Raw genomic sequence first — 16,808 nt, 5'->3', positions numbered from 1 at the left:
TGTCGGCATGACGAGCGGTGCGGAATCGGAGGACGACGCCATCCTCGACGGCATCGGACCGGCCTTCTCCCGGTTGCGGCGGCGTGTGCCCACCTCACGCAGGGATGCGTCCCGCAATCTCATCCTCAACATCGTCACCGCCGGGGACGGCGAGATGACCGTCGGCGGCGTCGCGGAGGAGCTCGGCGTGGACCAGTCGGTGGCGAGCCGCATGGTCTCCGACTGCATAGCGGCCGGGCACCTACTCCGTGCGGCCTCGCAGGAGGACGGCCGGCGGACCGTCCTCAAGGTCACCCCGGAAGGCGCCGCCGCGCGGGACGGTTTCGCGAAGGCTCAACGCCTGGCGTTCGAAGAGATCACCCGTGACTGGCCCATGGAAGAGCGGCTCCAGTTCGCCCGGCTGCTGCTCAGATACGTCGAGGACGGCGCTCGGCTGCGCAGGCAGGAGCACCACGAGCCCGGTTAGGCGTGGTTCTGCACCGTGGCGCGGAAGTGCGCGGTGATGGCGGACAGGTGGTCGAGCGCCGCCTGGTCGAGCAGGCGCGCGGCGCGGAACATGGGGCCCAGCCGCCCGGGTCGGCGGCCGCGAACGACACGAGCGCCGCCGACGACTCGGGCCGGGGCCATGGCTCCTGCGACATGCCGGCGCCCCTCCCGCGACGGATCGAGGATCGGGCGAGGAGTGCTCGCCGTGTTCCCGACCGGCGAGGACTCCCGGTGAGGACCTCAGCCCGCCGCATGCAGCCAGCGGACGGGTGCGCCGTCGCCGGCCCGGCGGAAGGGCTCGAGCTCGTCGTCCCAGGGCTTGCCGAGGAGGCGGTCGACCTCGTGCTCGAACGTGGCCTTGCCGGCGAGCGCGTTGGCCATGGCGGTGCGGAGGCGGTCCTCGGGCACGTGGATGTCCCCGTTGGCGCCGATGACCGCCGTGAACACGCCGAGGGACGGCGTGGAGCTGTAGCGGACACCGTCGCAGCCCGGACTGGCGTCCTCGGTCGCCTCGAAGCGCAGCAGCCGCCACTGGCGCAGCGCGGAGACGATGCCGGCCGCCGTGCCCGGCTGGCCCTCCCAGCACAGCTCGGCACGCATCGTGCCGGGCGCCGCGGGCTGATCGCTCCACGGCAGTGACACGGGCACGCCGAGTACACCTGCGGCGGCCCACTCCACATGCGGGCACAGCGCAGGTGGCGCTGAGTGGACGTAGAAAACGCCACGTGCGGACACCGGACCTCCTGGGAACGTCGCGAGGTTCGTCTTCCCCTACGTCCTCGGCGCTCCAGGTAGATGACCGCCTGGTTATTGTGCCTCATCATCACCAGTCGCACCAGCCCGGGATCCCGGGCGCGGGTGCGCCTCGGGCGTTTCCTACTCGTTGGTAGGCTCGGCGGTCGTGCGCGATCAACAGGCGCCACTACGTGGTTCGGTGATGACAGTCGAGGAGATTGCCGTATGCGAAGAGCCCTGATCCTGGCCGCGACCGCGGGGCTCCTCGCCGGGTGTGGTGGTCAGCATCGCGGTTCCGCCGCCGGGCCACCGGAAAAGGACGTCCGGCTCACCTCTTGTGTGCTCAGCCGGAAACTGCACGCCGGGGTCGTCCACGGTGTGATAACCAACACGGCCGGCCGTACGGCGGGATACGTCGTCCAGATCGACATCATCGACGGCGGCGGCAACCCGGTCGACACCGCGCTGCACGCCGAGACGGAGGTCGCGCCGGGCGCGAACGTGAAGTTCTCCGCCAGCGGCGTGCAGACCTACAACGGGAAGATCACCTGCCGCGTCGCGTCCGTACAGCGAACGCCCCGCTGACGAGCACCACGCCCACCGCGAGCCAGGCCGCATAGTCGCCGAACCGGTCATACGGCGTACGGCTCCCGGCGGGCACCACCTCGACCAGCACCGACCCCCGGCGGGACGTGTCCGACCAGGCGAGCCGGCGCCCCTTCGCGTCGAACGCGGCCGACACCCCGGTGAGCGCGGCCTGAACGACGGGACGCCCGGTCTCGGCCGCGCGCACCGCGCCGAGCGACGCGTGCTGCGCCGGAGCCCAGCTGTCCTGGAAGGTCGACGTCGCCGACTCGTACACGATGAGCCGCGCGCCACGGCGGACGACCGCCCGGCTCAGGTCCGGGAACGCCGACTCGAAGCAGACGAGGGGTGCGAAGGTCACGGCGTCCGGGCCGCCGCCCGCGCGCATCAGCACCAGGCCCGTGCCGGGCAGCCGGTCCTCCTTCGCCGCCTCACTGATGCGGGCGACCCACCCGAGCTCCCTGCGCAGCGGGATGTACTCCCCGAACGGCACGAGCCGGTTCTTGACGTACCGGCCCTGGACGCCGTCCGGACCGATGAACACCGCGCTCTTGGCGATGCGCCCGGACGCGTCCCGCGCGTCCTCGTTGACCAGCAGCGGGCCGTGCGCCCGGGCGAGCGCCGTCAGCCGCGCGACCAGGTCGGGGCGCCGGTCCAGATCGAAGCCCACGCTGCTCTCCCCCCAGACGACCAGGTCGGCGGCCGGCAGCGCGGATGTGATCCGCTCGCCGTCGGCGAACCGGCGGTCCGGGCCGTCCACGACGCCGGGCTGCACGAGCGCGATCCGCATCGGCCGGCCCGCGGCCTCGGACGAGGGGGTGTACAGGGCAGGTCCGGACAGCGCGATCAGCGTGGCCAGGACCGCCGCGGACGCCGACCGGGTGACGAGGACCATCGCCACCGCGGTGTTGACCGCCACGAGCGCGAAGGTCACCAGCCAGACGCCGCCGAGCGAGGCCAGGCTCAGCACCACCGGGTGCCGCCACTGCGTCGCGCCGTACAGCGCCCACGGCCCGCCCAGGGCATGCCACGAACGCGCCCACTCCCCCGCGACCCAGACGCTCGGCACCACGACCAGCGCCGCGAGGAGCCGGCCCGGCCGCAGCAGCGCCCACGCGGCGAAGCCCCACCCGGTCCACATGACGCCGGCGCCTGCGGCCACCAGCGCCGGACCGATGTTGGGGATCAGCCAGTACAGCGCGGCGGCGAGGAACCCGGCGCCGAACCACCAGCCGCGTACCGCGGCCTCCCGGCCGGTCGCCGCGGACCGTACGAGCAGCAGGCCGGGCACGAGCGCGACCCACGCGAACCAGTCGAGCCCCGTGCGGGGGAACGCGAGGACCGGAAGCGCCCCGGCGGCCAGCGCGGCGAGCCGCGGCCGGGCGCGTGCCCCCTTGGGCGCCGGCTGACGTTCGTCCGACGCGGGATCGCTCGAGCCGGTGCGCTCCGCCGCCGTTCTCATCCCATCAGGGTGACCCCGGGGTGACCCGGCGGCAAGAACCCGCCTTCTCGCCGGGCTCGTACGGAGACACCGCCCCGTCCGGGAAACACCGAACCGTCCGGCGACGATGTGTAATCACACGGACACGCCGAGGAGGCGGCAGATGACGGATCAGGACGCACGACTCGAACGCCTCCTCGCCCGCCACCGCGACGCGACCGTGGTCGAGGCGCTTCCCGGCCGCCCGGCGCTCGTCCGCCGCGACCAGATCCTCGTCGCGGCCCGCGACGTGCCGGCCGTCGAGGACGCCGTGCGCCGCTGGCACGACACGCGGCACGACGGGCCGGGAGTGGCCCGGCTGCTGCTCCGCGCCGGCGCGAACGTGGACGTCTGCGACCTGTCCGCCCGGCTGGCCGGGGACGCGCCGCACCGGCGGCTGACCGTCGCGCCCAACCACCTCGTCCACGGCCAGCCGATGTGGTGGAGCGGCCCCGCCGGAGCGCCACGTCCCGCGCCGGCGTTCGACGCCCCCGCCGCCGACGGGGCGGCCCGCCGTACGGTCACGGTCGCCGTCCTCGACACGGGCCTGTCACCACACCCCTGGTACTCCGCCACCCCCTGGTACGCCGAGCAGCGCGCGGAGGTCACCGAGGTCCTGGACGCCGACCTGGACCACACGCTCGACGCGCAGGCCGGACACGGCACGTTCATCGCCGGCGTGCTGCTGCGCCGCGCGCCGTCCGCGCGGATCCGCGCCAAGCGCGTGATCGGCGGCGACGGTGTGGGCGACGAGTTCGGCGTCCTGCACGCCCTGGCCTGGCTGGCCGGCTGGGGACGCGCGGACGTCGTCAACCTGTCCTTCGGCTGCCACACGTACGACGACCGCCCCTCTCCCCTGGTCTCCCGCGCCATCGCCGCCCTCGGCCGACGTACGGTCGTCGTGGCGTGCGCGGGCAACCACGCGAGCGACCGGCCGTTCTGGCCGGCCGCCCTCAAGAACGTCATCGCGGTGGCCGCCCTGGACGGCGACGAGCGCGCGGCGTTCTCCGGCTACGGCTGGTGGGTGGACGCCTGCGCGCCCGGCGTCGACGTCCACAGCTGCTTCGTCCGCTTCGACGGCCCCCGGCCGCGCGTCGGCGGGACCGACCCGGACGACTTCACCGGCTACGCCTACTGGAGTGGCACGTCCTTCGCGACCCCCGCCGTCGCGGGCGCCATCGCCGGGCTCGCCGCCGCCGAGGACCTGCCCGCCCCGGCCGCCGCCGACCGCCTCCTCGACCCCGACACCCATCCCACCCACCCCGACCTCGGCGTGCCCGTCATCTGACCGGGCTCGGAGGCCGCGCCTGCCCCGGCGGGGAGTCACCGGCGGGTGTCGCCTCGCCACCCCGACCCGGTCGCCATGAAAGGACTTTCACCCGCTCCGCGGACACGCGGCGCGATCGTGCCTCGTCGGCCCGCTGCGGCGCGCTCGTCCGCGCGGGGCGGGGGCCGCGGGCCGTGCGGCCTCCGTGGGTGCCGGGTTAGCATCCCGACGTTTGAGAGCGCTCTCAGCCCGTACGGCCGCCCGGCGGTCGTACGGGTCCCCGTACCCGCTCGCGAACCCCGGAGGTTCCCCATGAGACGTCGAGCCCTCTCGGCCGCCCTGGCGCTGGCCGGCTCGGTCCTCATCCCGGCGATGACCGGCACCCCGGCGCACGCCGACACCCAGATCTGCGCGCAGTACGGCTCGACCAAGATCCAGAGTGGCCGGTACGTCGTCCAGAACAACAACTGGGGCGACAGCACGACGCAGTGCGTCAACGTCACCGGCACCGGCTTCTCGGTCACCACCGCCAGCCACAACAAGCCGCAGAACGGCGCGCCCGGCTCGTACCCGTCGATCTACGCCGGCTGCCACTACGGGAACTGCTCCACCGGCAGCGGCCTGCCCCTGCGGACCGACGACAGCCGGTTCCCCACGATCCAGACGAGCGTGAGCATGTCCTACCCCGGCTCCGGGGTGTACGACGCCTCGTACGACATCTGGTTCGACCCGACGGCCCGCACGAACGGCCAGAACACCGGCGCGGAGCTCATGGTCTGGCTGAACCACACCGGCTCGGTCCAGCCCGTCGGCTCCAAGGTCGCCACCGTCAGCCTCGCGGGCGGCACCTGGGACGTCTGGTACGGCAACAGCGGCTGGAACGTCGTGTCGTACGTTCGCACCTCCCCGACGTCCTCGATCTCCTTCCCGGTGCACACCTTCTACGACGACATGGTGCGGCGCGGCTACGCGCAGCGCTCCTGGTACATCACCAGCGTCCAGGCGGGCTTCGAGCCGTGGGTCGGCGGCGTGGGCCTCGCCGTGAACAACTTCTCCTACAACATCGGCTGACCACCGGTCCGTCAGAGGGGCGGCGCCTTCGGGACGCCACCCCTCCTTCAACCGATTGTAATCAGTCGAACACTTTCCGCTAATATTCCGGCGCGTGGAGTGTCAAGAGACCGGCGAACTGGTGAGGCGGGCCCGGGCGGGCGATCCGGCGGCCTGGCGGGCGCTCGTCGCCCGTTACTCACGGCTGCTCTGCGCGATCGCGCGATCGTACGGGCTGAGCGGCGCGGACATCGACGACGTGGTGCAGACGACGTGGCTGCGGCTCGTCGAGCGGCTGCCCCGGCTGCGCGACCCGGCGCGGGCGGGCGCCTGGCTGGCCGTCACCGCCCGCCGGGAGAGCCAGGCCGTGCTGCGGCGACGCGGGCGCGAACGCCCCCTCGCCGGCCACACCCCGGTGGTCACCGGGCCGCACCACGTGGTGTTCGGGCGGGAGCTCGCCGGTTCGGTCGCGGCCGCGCTCGACGCCGTGCCGCCCCGCTGCCGGGCGCTGCTCGAACTGTCCATCGCCTCTCCGCGCCTGAGCTACGCGGAGATCTCGACGGCGCTGGGCGTTCCGCTGGGCAGCGTCGGCCCGACGCGGACCCGCTGCCTGCTCCACCTGCGACGCCGGCTGGGGGTGACGTGACCGACGACGAGCTGATCGAGCGCCTGCGCGGGGTGTTCCCGCCGGTACCGGGCCGCCTGTTCGCCCTGGGGCTGGCCGCGTTCGACTGGCTGGCCCCGGACGCGACGCTGGCGACGCTCGCCTACGACGCGGCGGACACGCCGGCCGGGGTGCGCGGCGGCGAGCCGCGGACGCTGACGTTCGCCGGGCCGGGCGTCCGGGTGGAGATCGAGGTCCACGGCCGGGAGATCGTCGGGCAGCTGGCCCCCGGCGGAGCCGCGGAGGTGGTCCTCCGATCGCCTGGCGGTGAGCGCGGCACCCGCACCGACGAGTCGGGTGGGTTCGTGCTGTCCGACGTCCCGGCCGGCCTGGTCAGCCTCCTGTTCCGGCCGGCCGACGGCACCTCGATCGTGACGAGCTGGATCCATGTCTGACCTCCTGGCGCGCGCGGCCGCCGATCCGCGCGGCGCGTACGCCACCGCGTCGGCGCTGCGGGACACCGGCGACCCCGGACAGCGCGTGCTGGCACTGCGCGCCCTCGGCCTGGCCGACAAGGAGCTCGGCCGGCTCGGGGAGGGCATCGCGCACCTGCGCGAGGCGCTGGACGTCGCCGAGTCCGCGCGCCTCGACTACGCCGCCGCCCAGGTGCGGATGAACCTGGTCGGCCTCCTGGCCACCGGCGGGGACATCGAGGGCGCGCTCGCCGCCGCCGACGCCGCCGCGCCGGTGCTGACCGGCGCCGACGCCGACCGACTGCGCGCCAACCGCGCGTACCTCCTCGCCCGGAGCGGGCGGATCCGGGAGGTCGCCCGCGTCGCCCGGACCTGCACCGACCCGGAGGTCCTCGTGGGCCTGCGCATCAACACCGGGCTGGCCAAGGCGTACGCCGGGCGGCTCGGGGGCGGGGAGGCCGACCTTCGCGCGGCGCTCGCGGTGGCCGAGCGGGCGGGCCTGCGGCACCAGGCGGCGATGGTCCGGCACAACCTCGCGTTCGTCGCCATGCGGCGCGGCGACCTGCCCCGCGCACTCGCCCTGTACGACGCGGTCGAGCCGGCGCTCGTCGGCGCGGAAGAGCGCCTCTGCCAGCTGCGCATCGACCGGGCGGAGGCACTCATCACCGCCCGGCTGCCCGGCGAGGCCCGCGTCGTCCTGGCGGACGCCCTCGAACGGTCGACGGCCGGCGGCTACCGATGCGACACCGCCGACGCGCTCCTGCTCCTCGCGCACGCCGAGCTGGCCGACGGCGACCCCGGCGCCGCCGCGGCGACCGCCCGGCGGGCCCAGGCGGAGTTCGCGGACCGCACCGGATTCGCCCTGCTGGCCGGGCAGGTCGGCCTGCGCGCCCGCTGGGCGGCCGGTGACCGGTCCGCCTCCCTGCTCGCGGCCGCCGAGCAGGCCGCCGAACGGCTGGCGGGCCACGGCTGGGCGTCCGCCGCGGCCGACGCCCGTACGCTGGCGGGCCTGGTCGCCCTCGCGCATGGCGACCGGGAGCACGCCGAACGCCTCCTCCACCGGGTCGGCGGTGACACCGTGAGCGCCCGCGTCGCGGGCCTGCACGCCACCGCGCTGCTGCGACTGGCGCGCGGCGACCGGCCGGGCGCAGCCGCCGCCGTCCGCGCCGGGCTGCGCGTGGTCGACGAGCACGCCGCCGTGCTCGGCGCGGTCGAGCTGCGCGGGCGCGCGGCGGGCTGGGCGGCGGAGCTCGCCGACCTGGGGTTGCGGCTCGCGACCGGCTCCCGCGCCCTGCTGGTCGCGGCCGAGCGGGCGCGGGCGATCGCCGACCGCCCGCCGGCCATCCGCCCACCCCGTGACCGGCGGCTCGCCGGGCTGCTGGCCGAGCTCCGCCGCGTGAGCGCCGAGGTGCCCGACCGCCCGGAGCTGCTCACCGCCCAGGCCCGCCTGGAGGACGCCGTCCGTGCCCGGTGCCGCCGCCTGCCGTCCAGCCGTGACGCGGTCGCCGGGTGGGGCTGGCTCGTCCCCGCCCTCGCCGAGACGCTGGGCGACCGGATGCTCGTCGAGTACGTCCGCGTGGGCGCGGACCTCGTCGCGGTGACCCTGGCGAACGGGCGCTGCCGCCGCCGGTCGCTGGGCCCGTACGACCGGGTCCGGGACGACGTGCGGCTGCTGCGCTTCGCCGTCTCCCGGCTGGCCCGCGATCCCGAGAACGCGGCGGCGCGCGCCTCGCTCGAGGCCACCGCCGGCCGCCTCGACGCCCGGCTGATCGGACCGCCGTCCGCCGGGGAGCGGCCGTTGGTCGTCGCGCCGGTCGGGGCGCTGCACGGCCTGCCGTGGCCCGCGTTGCCGTCCCTGCGGGGCCGGCCGTGCACCGTCGCGCCGTCCGCCGCGGGCTGGTTGCGCGCGATGCGGACGCCTTCGTCCGGTGGGCATGTGGCGTTGGTCGCCGGTCCGGGGCTCGCGCACGCGGACGAGGAGATCGGAGCCCTACGCGCGCGGTATCCGGAGGCGCGGGTCCGGGCCGGAGCGGCCGCGACCGCCGAGGCGGCCCGGTCGGTCCTCGACGGCGCCTCCGTCGCCCACGTCGCCGCGCACGGAGTCTTCCGTTCGGGGAACGCCCTGTTCTCCGGCCTCCGCCTGGCCGACGGGCCGTTGTTCACCTACGACCTGGAGCACCTGGAGCGGGCACCGCGCCTGCTGGTGCTGTCCGCCTGCGACGCGGGCCGCGCGGAGATCTACGAGGGCGAGGCGGTCATCGGCATGGTCACCGCCGCCCTCGGCTACGGCACGGAGACGGTCGTCGCCGCCGTGACCCCCGTCGGCGACGCCGCCGCCCGCGACCTGATGACCGGCTTTCACGCGCGTCTCACCGCGGGCCTGTCCCCCGCCGAGGCCCTCGCCGCGGCGCCCCGGCCCTCGTCCGCACTCGGCTTCGTCTGCTTCGGCGCGGGCCACACCCGAGCAGGGCCTCCCGGCGGTGCCGCGACGTTCGGCTGTCCGGACGACCAGGAGTCCCGGCGGTAGGCGATCAGCGGGTGCTCTCGGCGCGGCGGGCGATCGCGCGAAGGAACTCGAAGCGGATGAGGCCGCTTCCGGCGCGGACGAGCAGCCAGTACCGGCCGAACGCGCGCCGGCTGGCCTCGTCCGTGGCCCGGATGCGGGTCTCGGTCGCCAGCAGGGTGCCCTCCCCCTCCGGGCTGAGCTGGAACGCCATCGCGGCCTTGGCCCAACCAGGCTCGGCGAAGGACGCGAACCCGGCAGGATCGGCCGTCTCCTTCGGACCGCGCGCCGGGCGGAGCCGCCAGAACTTCGCGACGATTCCGCCCACGGCCTCGCGCCCCTCCACGCGGCCCAGCTCATTCCAGGACAGGGCCTCTGCCATCGGGCCGGACAGACGGCTGCGGCCGGCCGAGCGGACGCCCATCAGCAGCCGGGTGACGGGGAGCTCGGCCGCGGTGACGGCGTGGAGCGCCGCCCAGACGGCCTCCGGGGACGCCGCGATCCGGCGGGTGTACCGGCTGCGGAAGTCGTACGTCGGGACCAGCCGATCCAGGATCCAGTCCATCCGGTCGCTCCTTGCGAGAGAGGAGGCGTTCTGTACGCCACCGTACAGAACTATACTGTACGGCACCGTACAGAACTGGCTCTCCCAAGGTGACCCGATGCCGCGTACCGCCCGCCTGACCCGCGACGACTGGGCCGCCGCGGCGCTCGACGCCCTCGCCGAAGGCGGGCCGGGCGCGGTGGCCGTCGAACCGGTGGCCGCCCGTCTGGGCGCGTCGAAGTCGAGCTTCTACTGGTTGTTCGAGAACCGGCAGGCCCTGCTGGAGGCCGCTCTCGAACGCTGGGAACGGCTGCAGACCGAGGCGGTCGTGGCCGGGCTGGCCGAGATCCCCGATCCCGCGGAACGCCTGCGCCGCCTGGTCCATGGGGCGTTCGCGGCGACGGGCGCGGGCGATCTCGCGCTGCGGCTGCTGACCGCCTCCGACGAGCCCGCCGTACGTGCCGTCGTCACGCGGGTCACCCGCCGGCGGCTCGACGTGATCGAGGCGGCGTTCGCCGAGCTGGGACATCCGTCCGACCTCGCGCGCCACTACGCGATGGTGAGTTACTCCGCGTTCCTGGGGGCCGCCGCGCTGCGGCGCGTCGACATCTCCCCGGAGGACACCCACGCGTACGTCGACGCCGCGCTCGCACCCTTCGGCATCCCGCCGCGAGCACCCTGAGAGCGCTCCACGCCGCCCCCTCCCAGCCGGCACGGGCCGAACACTCGGGGATCGCTTTCACAACCCGGAACGAACCGCCCATCTCGCGACCTCAGCCCGGGCTTTCACCGAGCAATCGGCGCGCCTCGCCGGCGACGTCGGAGGCGACCGGGCCGAAATCGGCGCGATGGCTCGCCCGTCAGTGCGGCGGATCCGAGCGAGGGCCGCTTCGCGGCGGTAGCGTACGGTCCGTGACCGAACGCGTCTTCACGCTCGGGGAGGCTCGAGCGCTGCTTCCCGAGGTGCGCGCGCACATCGACGTGATCGTCGCCGCCCGCGCCGACCTCGCCGAGCTGGCCTTCGACCTGCGGTCGGGCCGGCCGTCGCCGCTGGGCGGCACGCCGGAGCTGAAGGCGTACGAGGCGCGCATCGACGAGGCGATCGGGTGGTTCACCATCCAGGGCATCGAGGTGAAGGGAGTCACGCCGGTCCTCGTGGACTTCCCCGCCTTCCTACGCGGGGAGTCGATCCGGCTGTGCCTGCTGGAGACCGAGTCCGCGCTCACCTGGTACCACCGCGCCGACCTCGGCTTCGCCGGGCGACGTCCCCTGACGTAGCCGGGACGCGCCGGGCCACGGTCCGGGGTCCCGCGCGGGCGCGGAACCCCGGCCGGAGGGGCTACGACCCGGCCTGGTCGCCGGTCTCGACGGAACGGGTGCCGTCGGCGACCCAGTTGGACCACGAGCCGACGTACAGGGCGGCGGGCACTCCGGCCACCGTCAGCGCGAGGATCTCGTGGGCCGCCGTCACCCCGGAGCCGCAGTAGGCGCCGACCTCGGCGGCGTCCGTGGCGCCCAGCTCGGCGAACCGCTCGCGGAGCAGGTCGGCGGGCAGGAAGCGGCCGTCGACCCCGACGTTCCCGGTGGTCGGGGCGCTGACGGCGCCCGGGATGTGCCCGGCGACCGGGTCGATGGGCTCGACCTCACCGCGGTACCGCTCCGGCGCACGGGCGTCCAGCAGGACACCGCCCTTGGCCAGGGCGGCGGCGCCGTCCGCGTCGAGCGTCGGCAGACCGCCCGGCCGGGCCGTGAAGTCCCCCGGCGCCACCTTCGGTGATTCGTTGGTGACGGGCCGGCCGGCCTCGACCCAGGCGTGGTGGCCGCCGTCGAGGACACGGACGCGCTGGTGCCCGAAGTAGCGGAGGGTCCACCAGGCGCGTGCCGCGGCGGTGGAGTCCGCGTCGTCATAGACCACGACGAGGCCGTCGTCGCGCACTCCCGCCCGCCGCATCGCGTCCTGGAATGCCTGCCGCTCCGGGAGAGGGTGCCGACCGGCCGGGCCGGGCGGCCCCGCGAGGTCGACATCGAGGTCGACGAAGACCGCTCCCGGCAGGTGGCCCCGCCGGTACGCCTCGATGCCGGGTGGACCGCCGAGTCGCCAGCGGACGTCGAGCAGGACGACGTCACCACGAAGTTCGCGGACGAGTGACTGGACGTCGATGAGAGGTTGCACGCCGCCAGTCTGACCGTTAATCCCGCCGTCTGCGAGAGGCCGTCCGGCGTTCATCCGGATCCTCGTGGGACAGCAGCGGAACGAGCTGTTCGGCGGCGACCAGCGACCCGTGCATGCCGACGATGGTGGACTCCAGCGGCTCCGCCTCGGTCGCGACGATGGCGACGTCGGCGTACGGGATGGCGAGGACGTCGCCGATTCGCGGGGCCAGGGCCGCCTCGACCGGTCCGAACAGGCCCTCGGCGATCGCCTCCTCCCGCGACAGCACCCACGCCTGACCCGCGAGACGCTCGCGCCAGGCGGCGAGCACGTCGGCGGCGGCCCCGGGCTCGGTGTACACGTGCCGGGCCCGTGCCTCACCGCCCAGCAGGGCGACGCCCGCCCTCAGACCGGCCTCGGCGTCGACGTCGACCCGGTCCGTGGGATCGGTCATGCCGTGGTCCGCGGTGACGTAGAAGGCGGCGTCCGGCGGCATCACCTCGGCCAGCCGCCGCGCCAGCAGGTCGACGAAGCCCAGCTGGTGGCGCCAGGCCGCCGACCGGGACCCGTTGATGTGCCCGATGGCGTCGAGGTCACCGTGGTAGACGGTGACGAGGGCGCGCTCGCCCTCGCGGACGGCCTGCTCGGTGCGGGCGACGAGCTGGCCGAGCAGGTCCGCGGGGAGATACCGCGCCCCGCGGTAGGCCGAGCGGGTCAGCCCGCTGTTCTGGAAGGCGCTCGCCGAGACGTGCCCCGTCACCACGCCCGCGGCCGCGGCGCGCTCGTAGATCGTGGGCGCCGGCTGCCAGGTCAGCGGGTCGATCCCGGCGCTCCAGCGCAGGCAGTTGTGCAGCCGTCCCTCTCCCGGGACGGCCACCTGGTAGCCGAACATGCCGTGCCCACCCGGCGGCCGGCCCGTGCCCAGCGACGTGACGCTGGTCGCGGTCGTCGACGGGAAGCCGGCGGTCAGCGGCCGGCCCGGCAGCGCGGAGAGGTACGGCGCGGCGCCGGTGTGCGCGCGCAGCAGCTCCCAGCCGAGGCCGTCGATCAGGAGGACACACGCGCGCGGCAGGTCGGGCAGGCCCAGGACGTTCGCCTCGCCCGGCACGCCGAGCGCGGCCAGCACGGACGGCCCCAGGTCGGCCAGCGACTCCCGGCCGTACGCCGGAACGGGCAGTCTCATCGGCCCTGCGCGGACGTGACCTCCGACAGCGCCTGCGCGAACGCGAGGACCTGCTCGACGGCGTCGGCGCCGTCCGCCGCCTCGCTCACCCGCAGCGACAGGTCGTCGGCCGTGAGCGTGCCGGTGTAGCCGTGGTCGGCCTCGCAGGACTCGTCACCGCAGGACGCCGGCTCGAGATCGATGTGGGCGATCACGCCCCAGCCGATGGTCAGCATCACCTCGGTCGGCGGCACACCGGGGACGTACGACGCGGGCTCCGGCACGACACGCGTCACCGCGACCGACTGGACCCGGCCCAGGCGCACCGCTTCCGTCGTCGTGGAGGCGTGCGGGTGCGGCACCGACTCGGTCGGCGGGTGCTCGTCGGTGTGACAGACCAGCAGGCGCGTCGGCGACAGCACCAGCACGGTGACGTGCCGCCGGACCTCCATCGCCGGGTCGAACGTCGCCTCATGGTGGACGACATAGGAGATGACGGTCTCGGTGCCCAGAAGCGACTCGACCGCGTCCGCGACGAGCGCCGGGTAGTAGCCGCTCCGCTCGATCGCGGTGCGCAGCCCCTGAGCCATCGCTCGGGTTTCCCTCATGGCTCCCATCCTGCACTGCTCGGGCGTCACACGCACACCCACGGGTCGCGATCTGTGCATGACCGACCGGAGCGAGGGAATCGTGGAGCACAGCACCCCGGTGCTCGCCCGATGGAGGAGGAACCATGACTCGACCGCCCACCCCTCCGCCCCAGCCGGAACCGCCCACGCCCCAGCCACCGATACCGACCCCCGAGCCGCCGGTCCCCCCGCCGGAGCCACCGCCGGGACGGCCCACTCCCCGGCCGATCCCCGAACCCGACCCCAGCCCGATCCCGCCGATGCCGGACCCGATCCCCCCGCCGCAACCCACCGAGACCACCTGACCGCGAAGCCACCTGCCCGCCGGACCGGGAGCGGCCCCCTCCGCGACGGCCCGGGCCACGGCGGACTCGGCCGCGGGGTGATCTCCGGGTACGCCGGCACGGGCCACCGCGCGCTCCGGGCCATGACGGGCCGGGCAGCGGCCTGTCATGGCCTCGGCGGAACCGGGGGCGAGAGGCGGGGACTACTTCTGCGCGGTCCCGGTCAGGAGGGTCTGAGGCGGCGGACGTGGTCGATGCGCGGGCCCGGCGGTCTGGCCAGCCACAGGCGCGCGGAGCGTACGACGGCGCCGGAGGTCCGGGCCACCACCTCGAGCTCCAGCCGCGCGACCTCCGGCAGGTCGTCGGACAGCCGGGAGGCCCGGAGCAGCAGGTGCTCCAGGGCCGCCACGTCGACGGGTTCGGCGCCCCGATGTCCCAGGAGCAGCGGCGCGGCCCGGATCGCGCGGACCAGCCCGGCGGCCTCGACGTCGGTCAGCGGCGCCAGCCGGTACGCGCGGTCCTCGAGCAGCTCGGCGGTCGGATCGGCGAGTCCGAACGACACGATCGCCCCGAACGACGGGTCCTCCGCCGTCCTGATCTGCGTGACGATCCCCGCGCCGTCCGCCTCGGCGCCGTCAGCGGGCTCGATGCCGTAGCAGGCGAGCAGTTCGGCGGTCCGCTCCGGTTCGAGTTCCCGCCGGTCCACCGGTGCGGGATCCGCGGTACGGACGGGCGGGTCCGCCGGGACGGCGACCGGGGCGGCGAGGAGTTCTTCGATCAGCGTCCGGGCGCGGTCCCGGTCGACGCCGGACAGGGCGGGCACCCGGCCCGGCGGGCGGCGGCGTCGCTCGGCGTACCGGACGGCGTACGCCAGGGCGCGGACGGCGTCCTCGGGCGCGGGGTAGGACGGGACGCTGCCGTGCAGCAGGCCCCGCTCGCCGAGATAGGTCGCGATGACCGGCTTGGCGGCGCCCTCCGCCTGCCGGACGATCGCGGCCGCCACCTCCGGGTCCAGGCCGCCTCGTACCGGCGGGGCGAACACCGTGACCACCGCGTCGGCCTCCTCGTCGGCCAGGATCCCGGCCAGCGCGGCCTCGAACTCCGCCGGGCCGGCGGCGGGGCCGAGCTCCACCGGCGGCAGCGGGTCGAGGTCGGCCGCGGTGGCGGCGTCCTGGGCGAGCAGGGCGATGGAGTTGGAGTTGCCGACGATGGCGACGCGGCGGCCGGTCGGCAGGGGCTGGTAGGCCAGGATCTGCGCGACGTCGAACAGGTCGCCGAGCGTGTCGACCCGTACGACGCCGGCCTGCGCGAACAGTGCGCTGACGGCGTGGTCGGGCAGGCTCAGCGCCCGCGCCGCGTGGCCGAGCGGCACGCCCTGGGTCGTACGCCCGCTCTTGACGGCGACGATCGGTTTCGCCCGGCTGATGCGCCGCGCCAGGCGAGTGAACTTGCGCGGGTTCCCGATCGACTCCAGGTAGAGGAGGATCACCTCGGTGGCCGGGTCCTCCTCCCAGTACTGCATGAGGTCGTTGCCGGACACGTCGGCGCGATTGCCCGCCGAGACGAACGTCGACAGGCCCAGTCCGCGCTCGGCGGCCCACCGCAGGATCGTGATGCCCAGCGCGCCGGACTGCGAGAAGAAGCCGACCGGTCCGCGCCCCGGCAGGGTCGGGGCGAGCGTGGCGTTCAGCCGCACGGCCGGGTCGCTGTTGGCGATGCCGAGGCAGTTCGGCCCGACCACGCGCATGCCGTTCGCCCGCGCGAGGCGTACGAGGTCGTCCTGGCGGGCGCGGCCCTCGGGCCCGGCCTCGCCGAACCCTGAGGAGACGACGACCAGCCCGTGCACGCCCTTGGCCGCGCACTGCGCCACGACCTCGTTGACGTGCTCGCCGGGCACCGCGACGACGGCCAGGTCGACCGGGTCGGGGATCGCCGCGACCGTCGGGTGGGCGCGGACGCCCGCCACCGCCGGCGCGGTCGGGTTCACCGGGAACACCGGGCCGGTGAAGTCGCCGCCGAGCAGGTTGCGCAGGACCGTCTGGCCGACGCTGCGCGCCTCCCGGCTGGCGCCGATCACCGCGACCGAGCGGGGGGACAGGAGCCGCTCGATCGACCGGGACTCCGCGCGGTGCTCGCGGGCGGCCATGACCTCACGGGACGTCTCGGTCGGCTCCAGGTCGAGGGTCAACCGGATCACGCCGTCCTCGAAGCGCTGCTGGGCCTCGTAGCCGGCCGCCCGGAACACGGTGGTCATCCGGCGGTTCTCCGGCAGGACGTCCGCGATGAACCGCCGGATGCCGCGTTCGCGGGCCGCGGCCGCGATGTGCTCCAGCAGTACGGTGCCCAGGCCGCGGCCCTGCTGGGCGTCCTCGACGAGGAAGGCGACCTCGGCGGTGCCGGCGGATTCGGCCGTCGCGGCGGTGTACCCCGTGACGGCCGCGCGCCAGATGTCCCCGCCGGGCCCCGCCGAACCGCTGTCGGCACCGCCGGGCGCGCCCGGCCGGCGGCCGAGGCGGTCGTAGCGCACCACCGCGATCATCGCGTCTCCGATGGTCGCGATCAGCGCCACCCGGTCGACGTAGTCGACGGTCGTGAAGTGCTCGATCTCACGGTCCGAAAGTTGCGGCCGCGGCGAGAAGAAACGGTAGTAGATCGATTCGGGCGAGAGCCGGGCGTAGAACTCGCGCAGCAGCTCGGCGTCACCGGCCCTGATCGGGCGCAGGTGCGCCGTCCCGCCGTCGGCGAGGACGACGTCGGCCTCCCAGTGATCGGGGTACGGCACACGTCGAGAGTATGGGAGATCCCGATTTCGCGCCGGTTCGGGACCCACCCGGGTGGCGGGAGCTGTTAGGTT

17 protein-coding genes are annotated in these 16,808 nt (G+C 74.9%); 9 read left to right on the top strand and 8 right to left on the bottom strand.

Annotated elements, in window-relative coordinates:
- The first annotated feature begins 7 nt into the window (after positions 1-7).
- Positions 8-466, top strand: coding sequence for a MarR family winged helix-turn-helix transcriptional regulator (locus AB0L00_RS12580; RefSeq protein WP_364432256.1), 459 nt, complete (start codon positions 8-10; stop codon positions 464-466).
- On the opposite strand, the gene AB0L00_RS12575 is transcribed toward AB0L00_RS12580, so the two are convergent.
- Together AB0L00_RS12575 and AB0L00_RS12570 are read right to left on the bottom strand one after the other, a co-directional pair.
- On the bottom strand, positions 463-627 hold the full coding sequence (locus AB0L00_RS12575; RefSeq protein WP_364432253.1) for a hypothetical protein: 165 nt from the start codon (positions 625-627) through the stop codon (positions 463-465). The genes AB0L00_RS12580 and AB0L00_RS12575 overlap by 4 nt on opposite strands.
- Before the next feature lie 99 nt (positions 628-726).
- Positions 727-1,221 carry a DUF3145 domain-containing protein gene (locus tag AB0L00_RS12570; RefSeq protein WP_364432250.1) on the bottom strand — a complete coding sequence of 165 codons (495 nt, stop codon included), beginning with the start codon at positions 1,219-1,221 and terminating at the stop codon, positions 727-729.
- Between the two features lie 225 nt (positions 1,222-1,446).
- On the opposite strand from AB0L00_RS12570, the gene AB0L00_RS12565 reads away from it, so the two are divergent.
- Positions 1,447-1,806, top strand: a complete 360-nt coding sequence (locus AB0L00_RS12565) for an FxLYD domain-containing protein (protein WP_364432247.1) — start codon at positions 1,447-1,449, stop codon at positions 1,804-1,806.
- Here AB0L00_RS12565 and lnt read toward each other — a convergent pair.
- Positions 1,766-3,268, bottom strand: a complete 1,503-nt coding sequence (lnt, locus tag AB0L00_RS12560) for an apolipoprotein N-acyltransferase (protein WP_364432244.1) — start codon at positions 3,266-3,268, stop codon at positions 1,766-1,768. The genes AB0L00_RS12565 and lnt overlap by 41 nt on opposite strands.
- Positions 3,269-3,410: 142 nt before the next feature.
- Between lnt and AB0L00_RS12555 the strand changes: the two genes are divergently transcribed.
- The 5 genes from AB0L00_RS12555 (at position 3,411) to AB0L00_RS12535 (ending at position 9,207) form a co-directional block, all read left to right on the top strand.
- Entirely contained in the window at positions 3,411-4,574 is a 1,164-nt protein-coding gene (locus AB0L00_RS12555; RefSeq protein WP_364432242.1) for a S8 family serine peptidase, read from the top strand.
- Between the two features lie 291 nt (positions 4,575-4,865).
- Positions 4,866-5,624: a hypothetical protein gene (locus AB0L00_RS12550; RefSeq protein ID WP_364432239.1), complete on the top strand. Its 759-nt coding sequence runs from the start codon at positions 4,866-4,868 to the stop codon at positions 5,622-5,624.
- Between the two features lie 94 nt (positions 5,625-5,718).
- Positions 5,719-6,249, top strand: coding sequence for a sigma-70 family RNA polymerase sigma factor (locus AB0L00_RS12545; protein WP_364432236.1), 531 nt, complete (start codon positions 5,719-5,721; stop codon positions 6,247-6,249).
- Positions 6,246-6,662, top strand: a complete 417-nt coding sequence (locus tag AB0L00_RS12540; RefSeq protein WP_364432233.1) for a hypothetical protein — start codon at positions 6,246-6,248, stop codon at positions 6,660-6,662. The genes AB0L00_RS12545 and AB0L00_RS12540 overlap by 4 nt, the downstream gene beginning before the upstream one ends.
- Positions 6,655-9,207 carry a CHAT domain-containing protein gene (locus AB0L00_RS12535; RefSeq protein WP_364432230.1) on the top strand — a complete coding sequence of 851 codons (2,553 nt, stop codon included), beginning with the start codon at positions 6,655-6,657 and terminating at the stop codon, positions 9,205-9,207. Before AB0L00_RS12540 ends, AB0L00_RS12535 begins: the two co-directional genes overlap by 8 nt.
- A 4-nt stretch (positions 9,208-9,211) precedes the next feature.
- Here the strand turns inward: AB0L00_RS12535 and AB0L00_RS12530 are convergent, their stop codons facing one another.
- Positions 9,212-9,748, bottom strand: coding sequence for a hypothetical protein (locus AB0L00_RS12530; protein WP_364432227.1), 537 nt, complete (start codon positions 9,746-9,748; stop codon positions 9,212-9,214).
- A gap of 97 nt (positions 9,749-9,845) precedes the next feature.
- Between AB0L00_RS12530 and AB0L00_RS12525 the strand changes: the two genes are divergently transcribed.
- Positions 9,846-10,409 carry a TetR/AcrR family transcriptional regulator gene (locus tag AB0L00_RS12525; RefSeq protein WP_364432224.1) on the top strand — a complete coding sequence of 188 codons (564 nt, stop codon included), beginning with the start codon at positions 9,846-9,848 and terminating at the stop codon, positions 10,407-10,409.
- A 230-nt stretch (positions 10,410-10,639) separates the two neighbouring features.
- Positions 10,640-11,005, top strand: coding sequence for a DUF2203 domain-containing protein (locus AB0L00_RS12520; protein ID WP_345363990.1), 366 nt, complete (start codon positions 10,640-10,642; stop codon positions 11,003-11,005).
- A gap of 61 nt (positions 11,006-11,066) precedes the next feature.
- Here the strand turns inward: AB0L00_RS12520 and AB0L00_RS12515 are convergent, their stop codons facing one another.
- The 4 genes from AB0L00_RS12515 to AB0L00_RS12500 form a co-directional block, all read right to left on the bottom strand.
- Complete coding sequence (locus tag AB0L00_RS12515) at positions 11,067-11,900, bottom strand: sulfurtransferase (protein ID WP_364432222.1); 834 nt, start codon at positions 11,898-11,900, stop codon at positions 11,067-11,069.
- Between the two features lie 16 nt (positions 11,901-11,916).
- The gene (locus AB0L00_RS12510) at positions 11,917-13,062 is read right to left on the bottom strand and encodes a nucleotide pyrophosphatase/phosphodiesterase family protein (protein ID WP_364432219.1); all 1,146 of its coding nucleotides are present in this window, start codon (positions 13,060-13,062) and stop codon (positions 11,917-11,919) included.
- Positions 13,059-13,649: a DUF5998 family protein gene (locus AB0L00_RS12505; RefSeq protein WP_345363984.1), complete on the bottom strand. Its 591-nt coding sequence runs from the start codon at positions 13,647-13,649 to the stop codon at positions 13,059-13,061. Before AB0L00_RS12505 ends, AB0L00_RS12510 begins: the two co-directional genes overlap by 4 nt.
- Before the next feature lie 528 nt (positions 13,650-14,177).
- Positions 14,178-16,736: a GNAT family N-acetyltransferase gene (locus AB0L00_RS12500; protein ID WP_364432216.1), complete on the bottom strand. Its 2,559-nt coding sequence runs from the start codon at positions 16,734-16,736 to the stop codon at positions 14,178-14,180.
- Positions 16,737-16,808: the final 72 nt, after the last annotated feature.

Source organism: Actinoallomurus sp. NPDC052308, from assembly GCF_040679195.1.
GTDB classification, from domain to species: Bacteria; Actinomycetota; Actinomycetes; order Streptosporangiales; family Streptosporangiaceae; genus Actinoallomurus; species Actinoallomurus liliacearum.
Note: the sequence above shows the minus strand (reverse complement) of the source record. Positions and strands in the feature narration are given on the sequence as shown.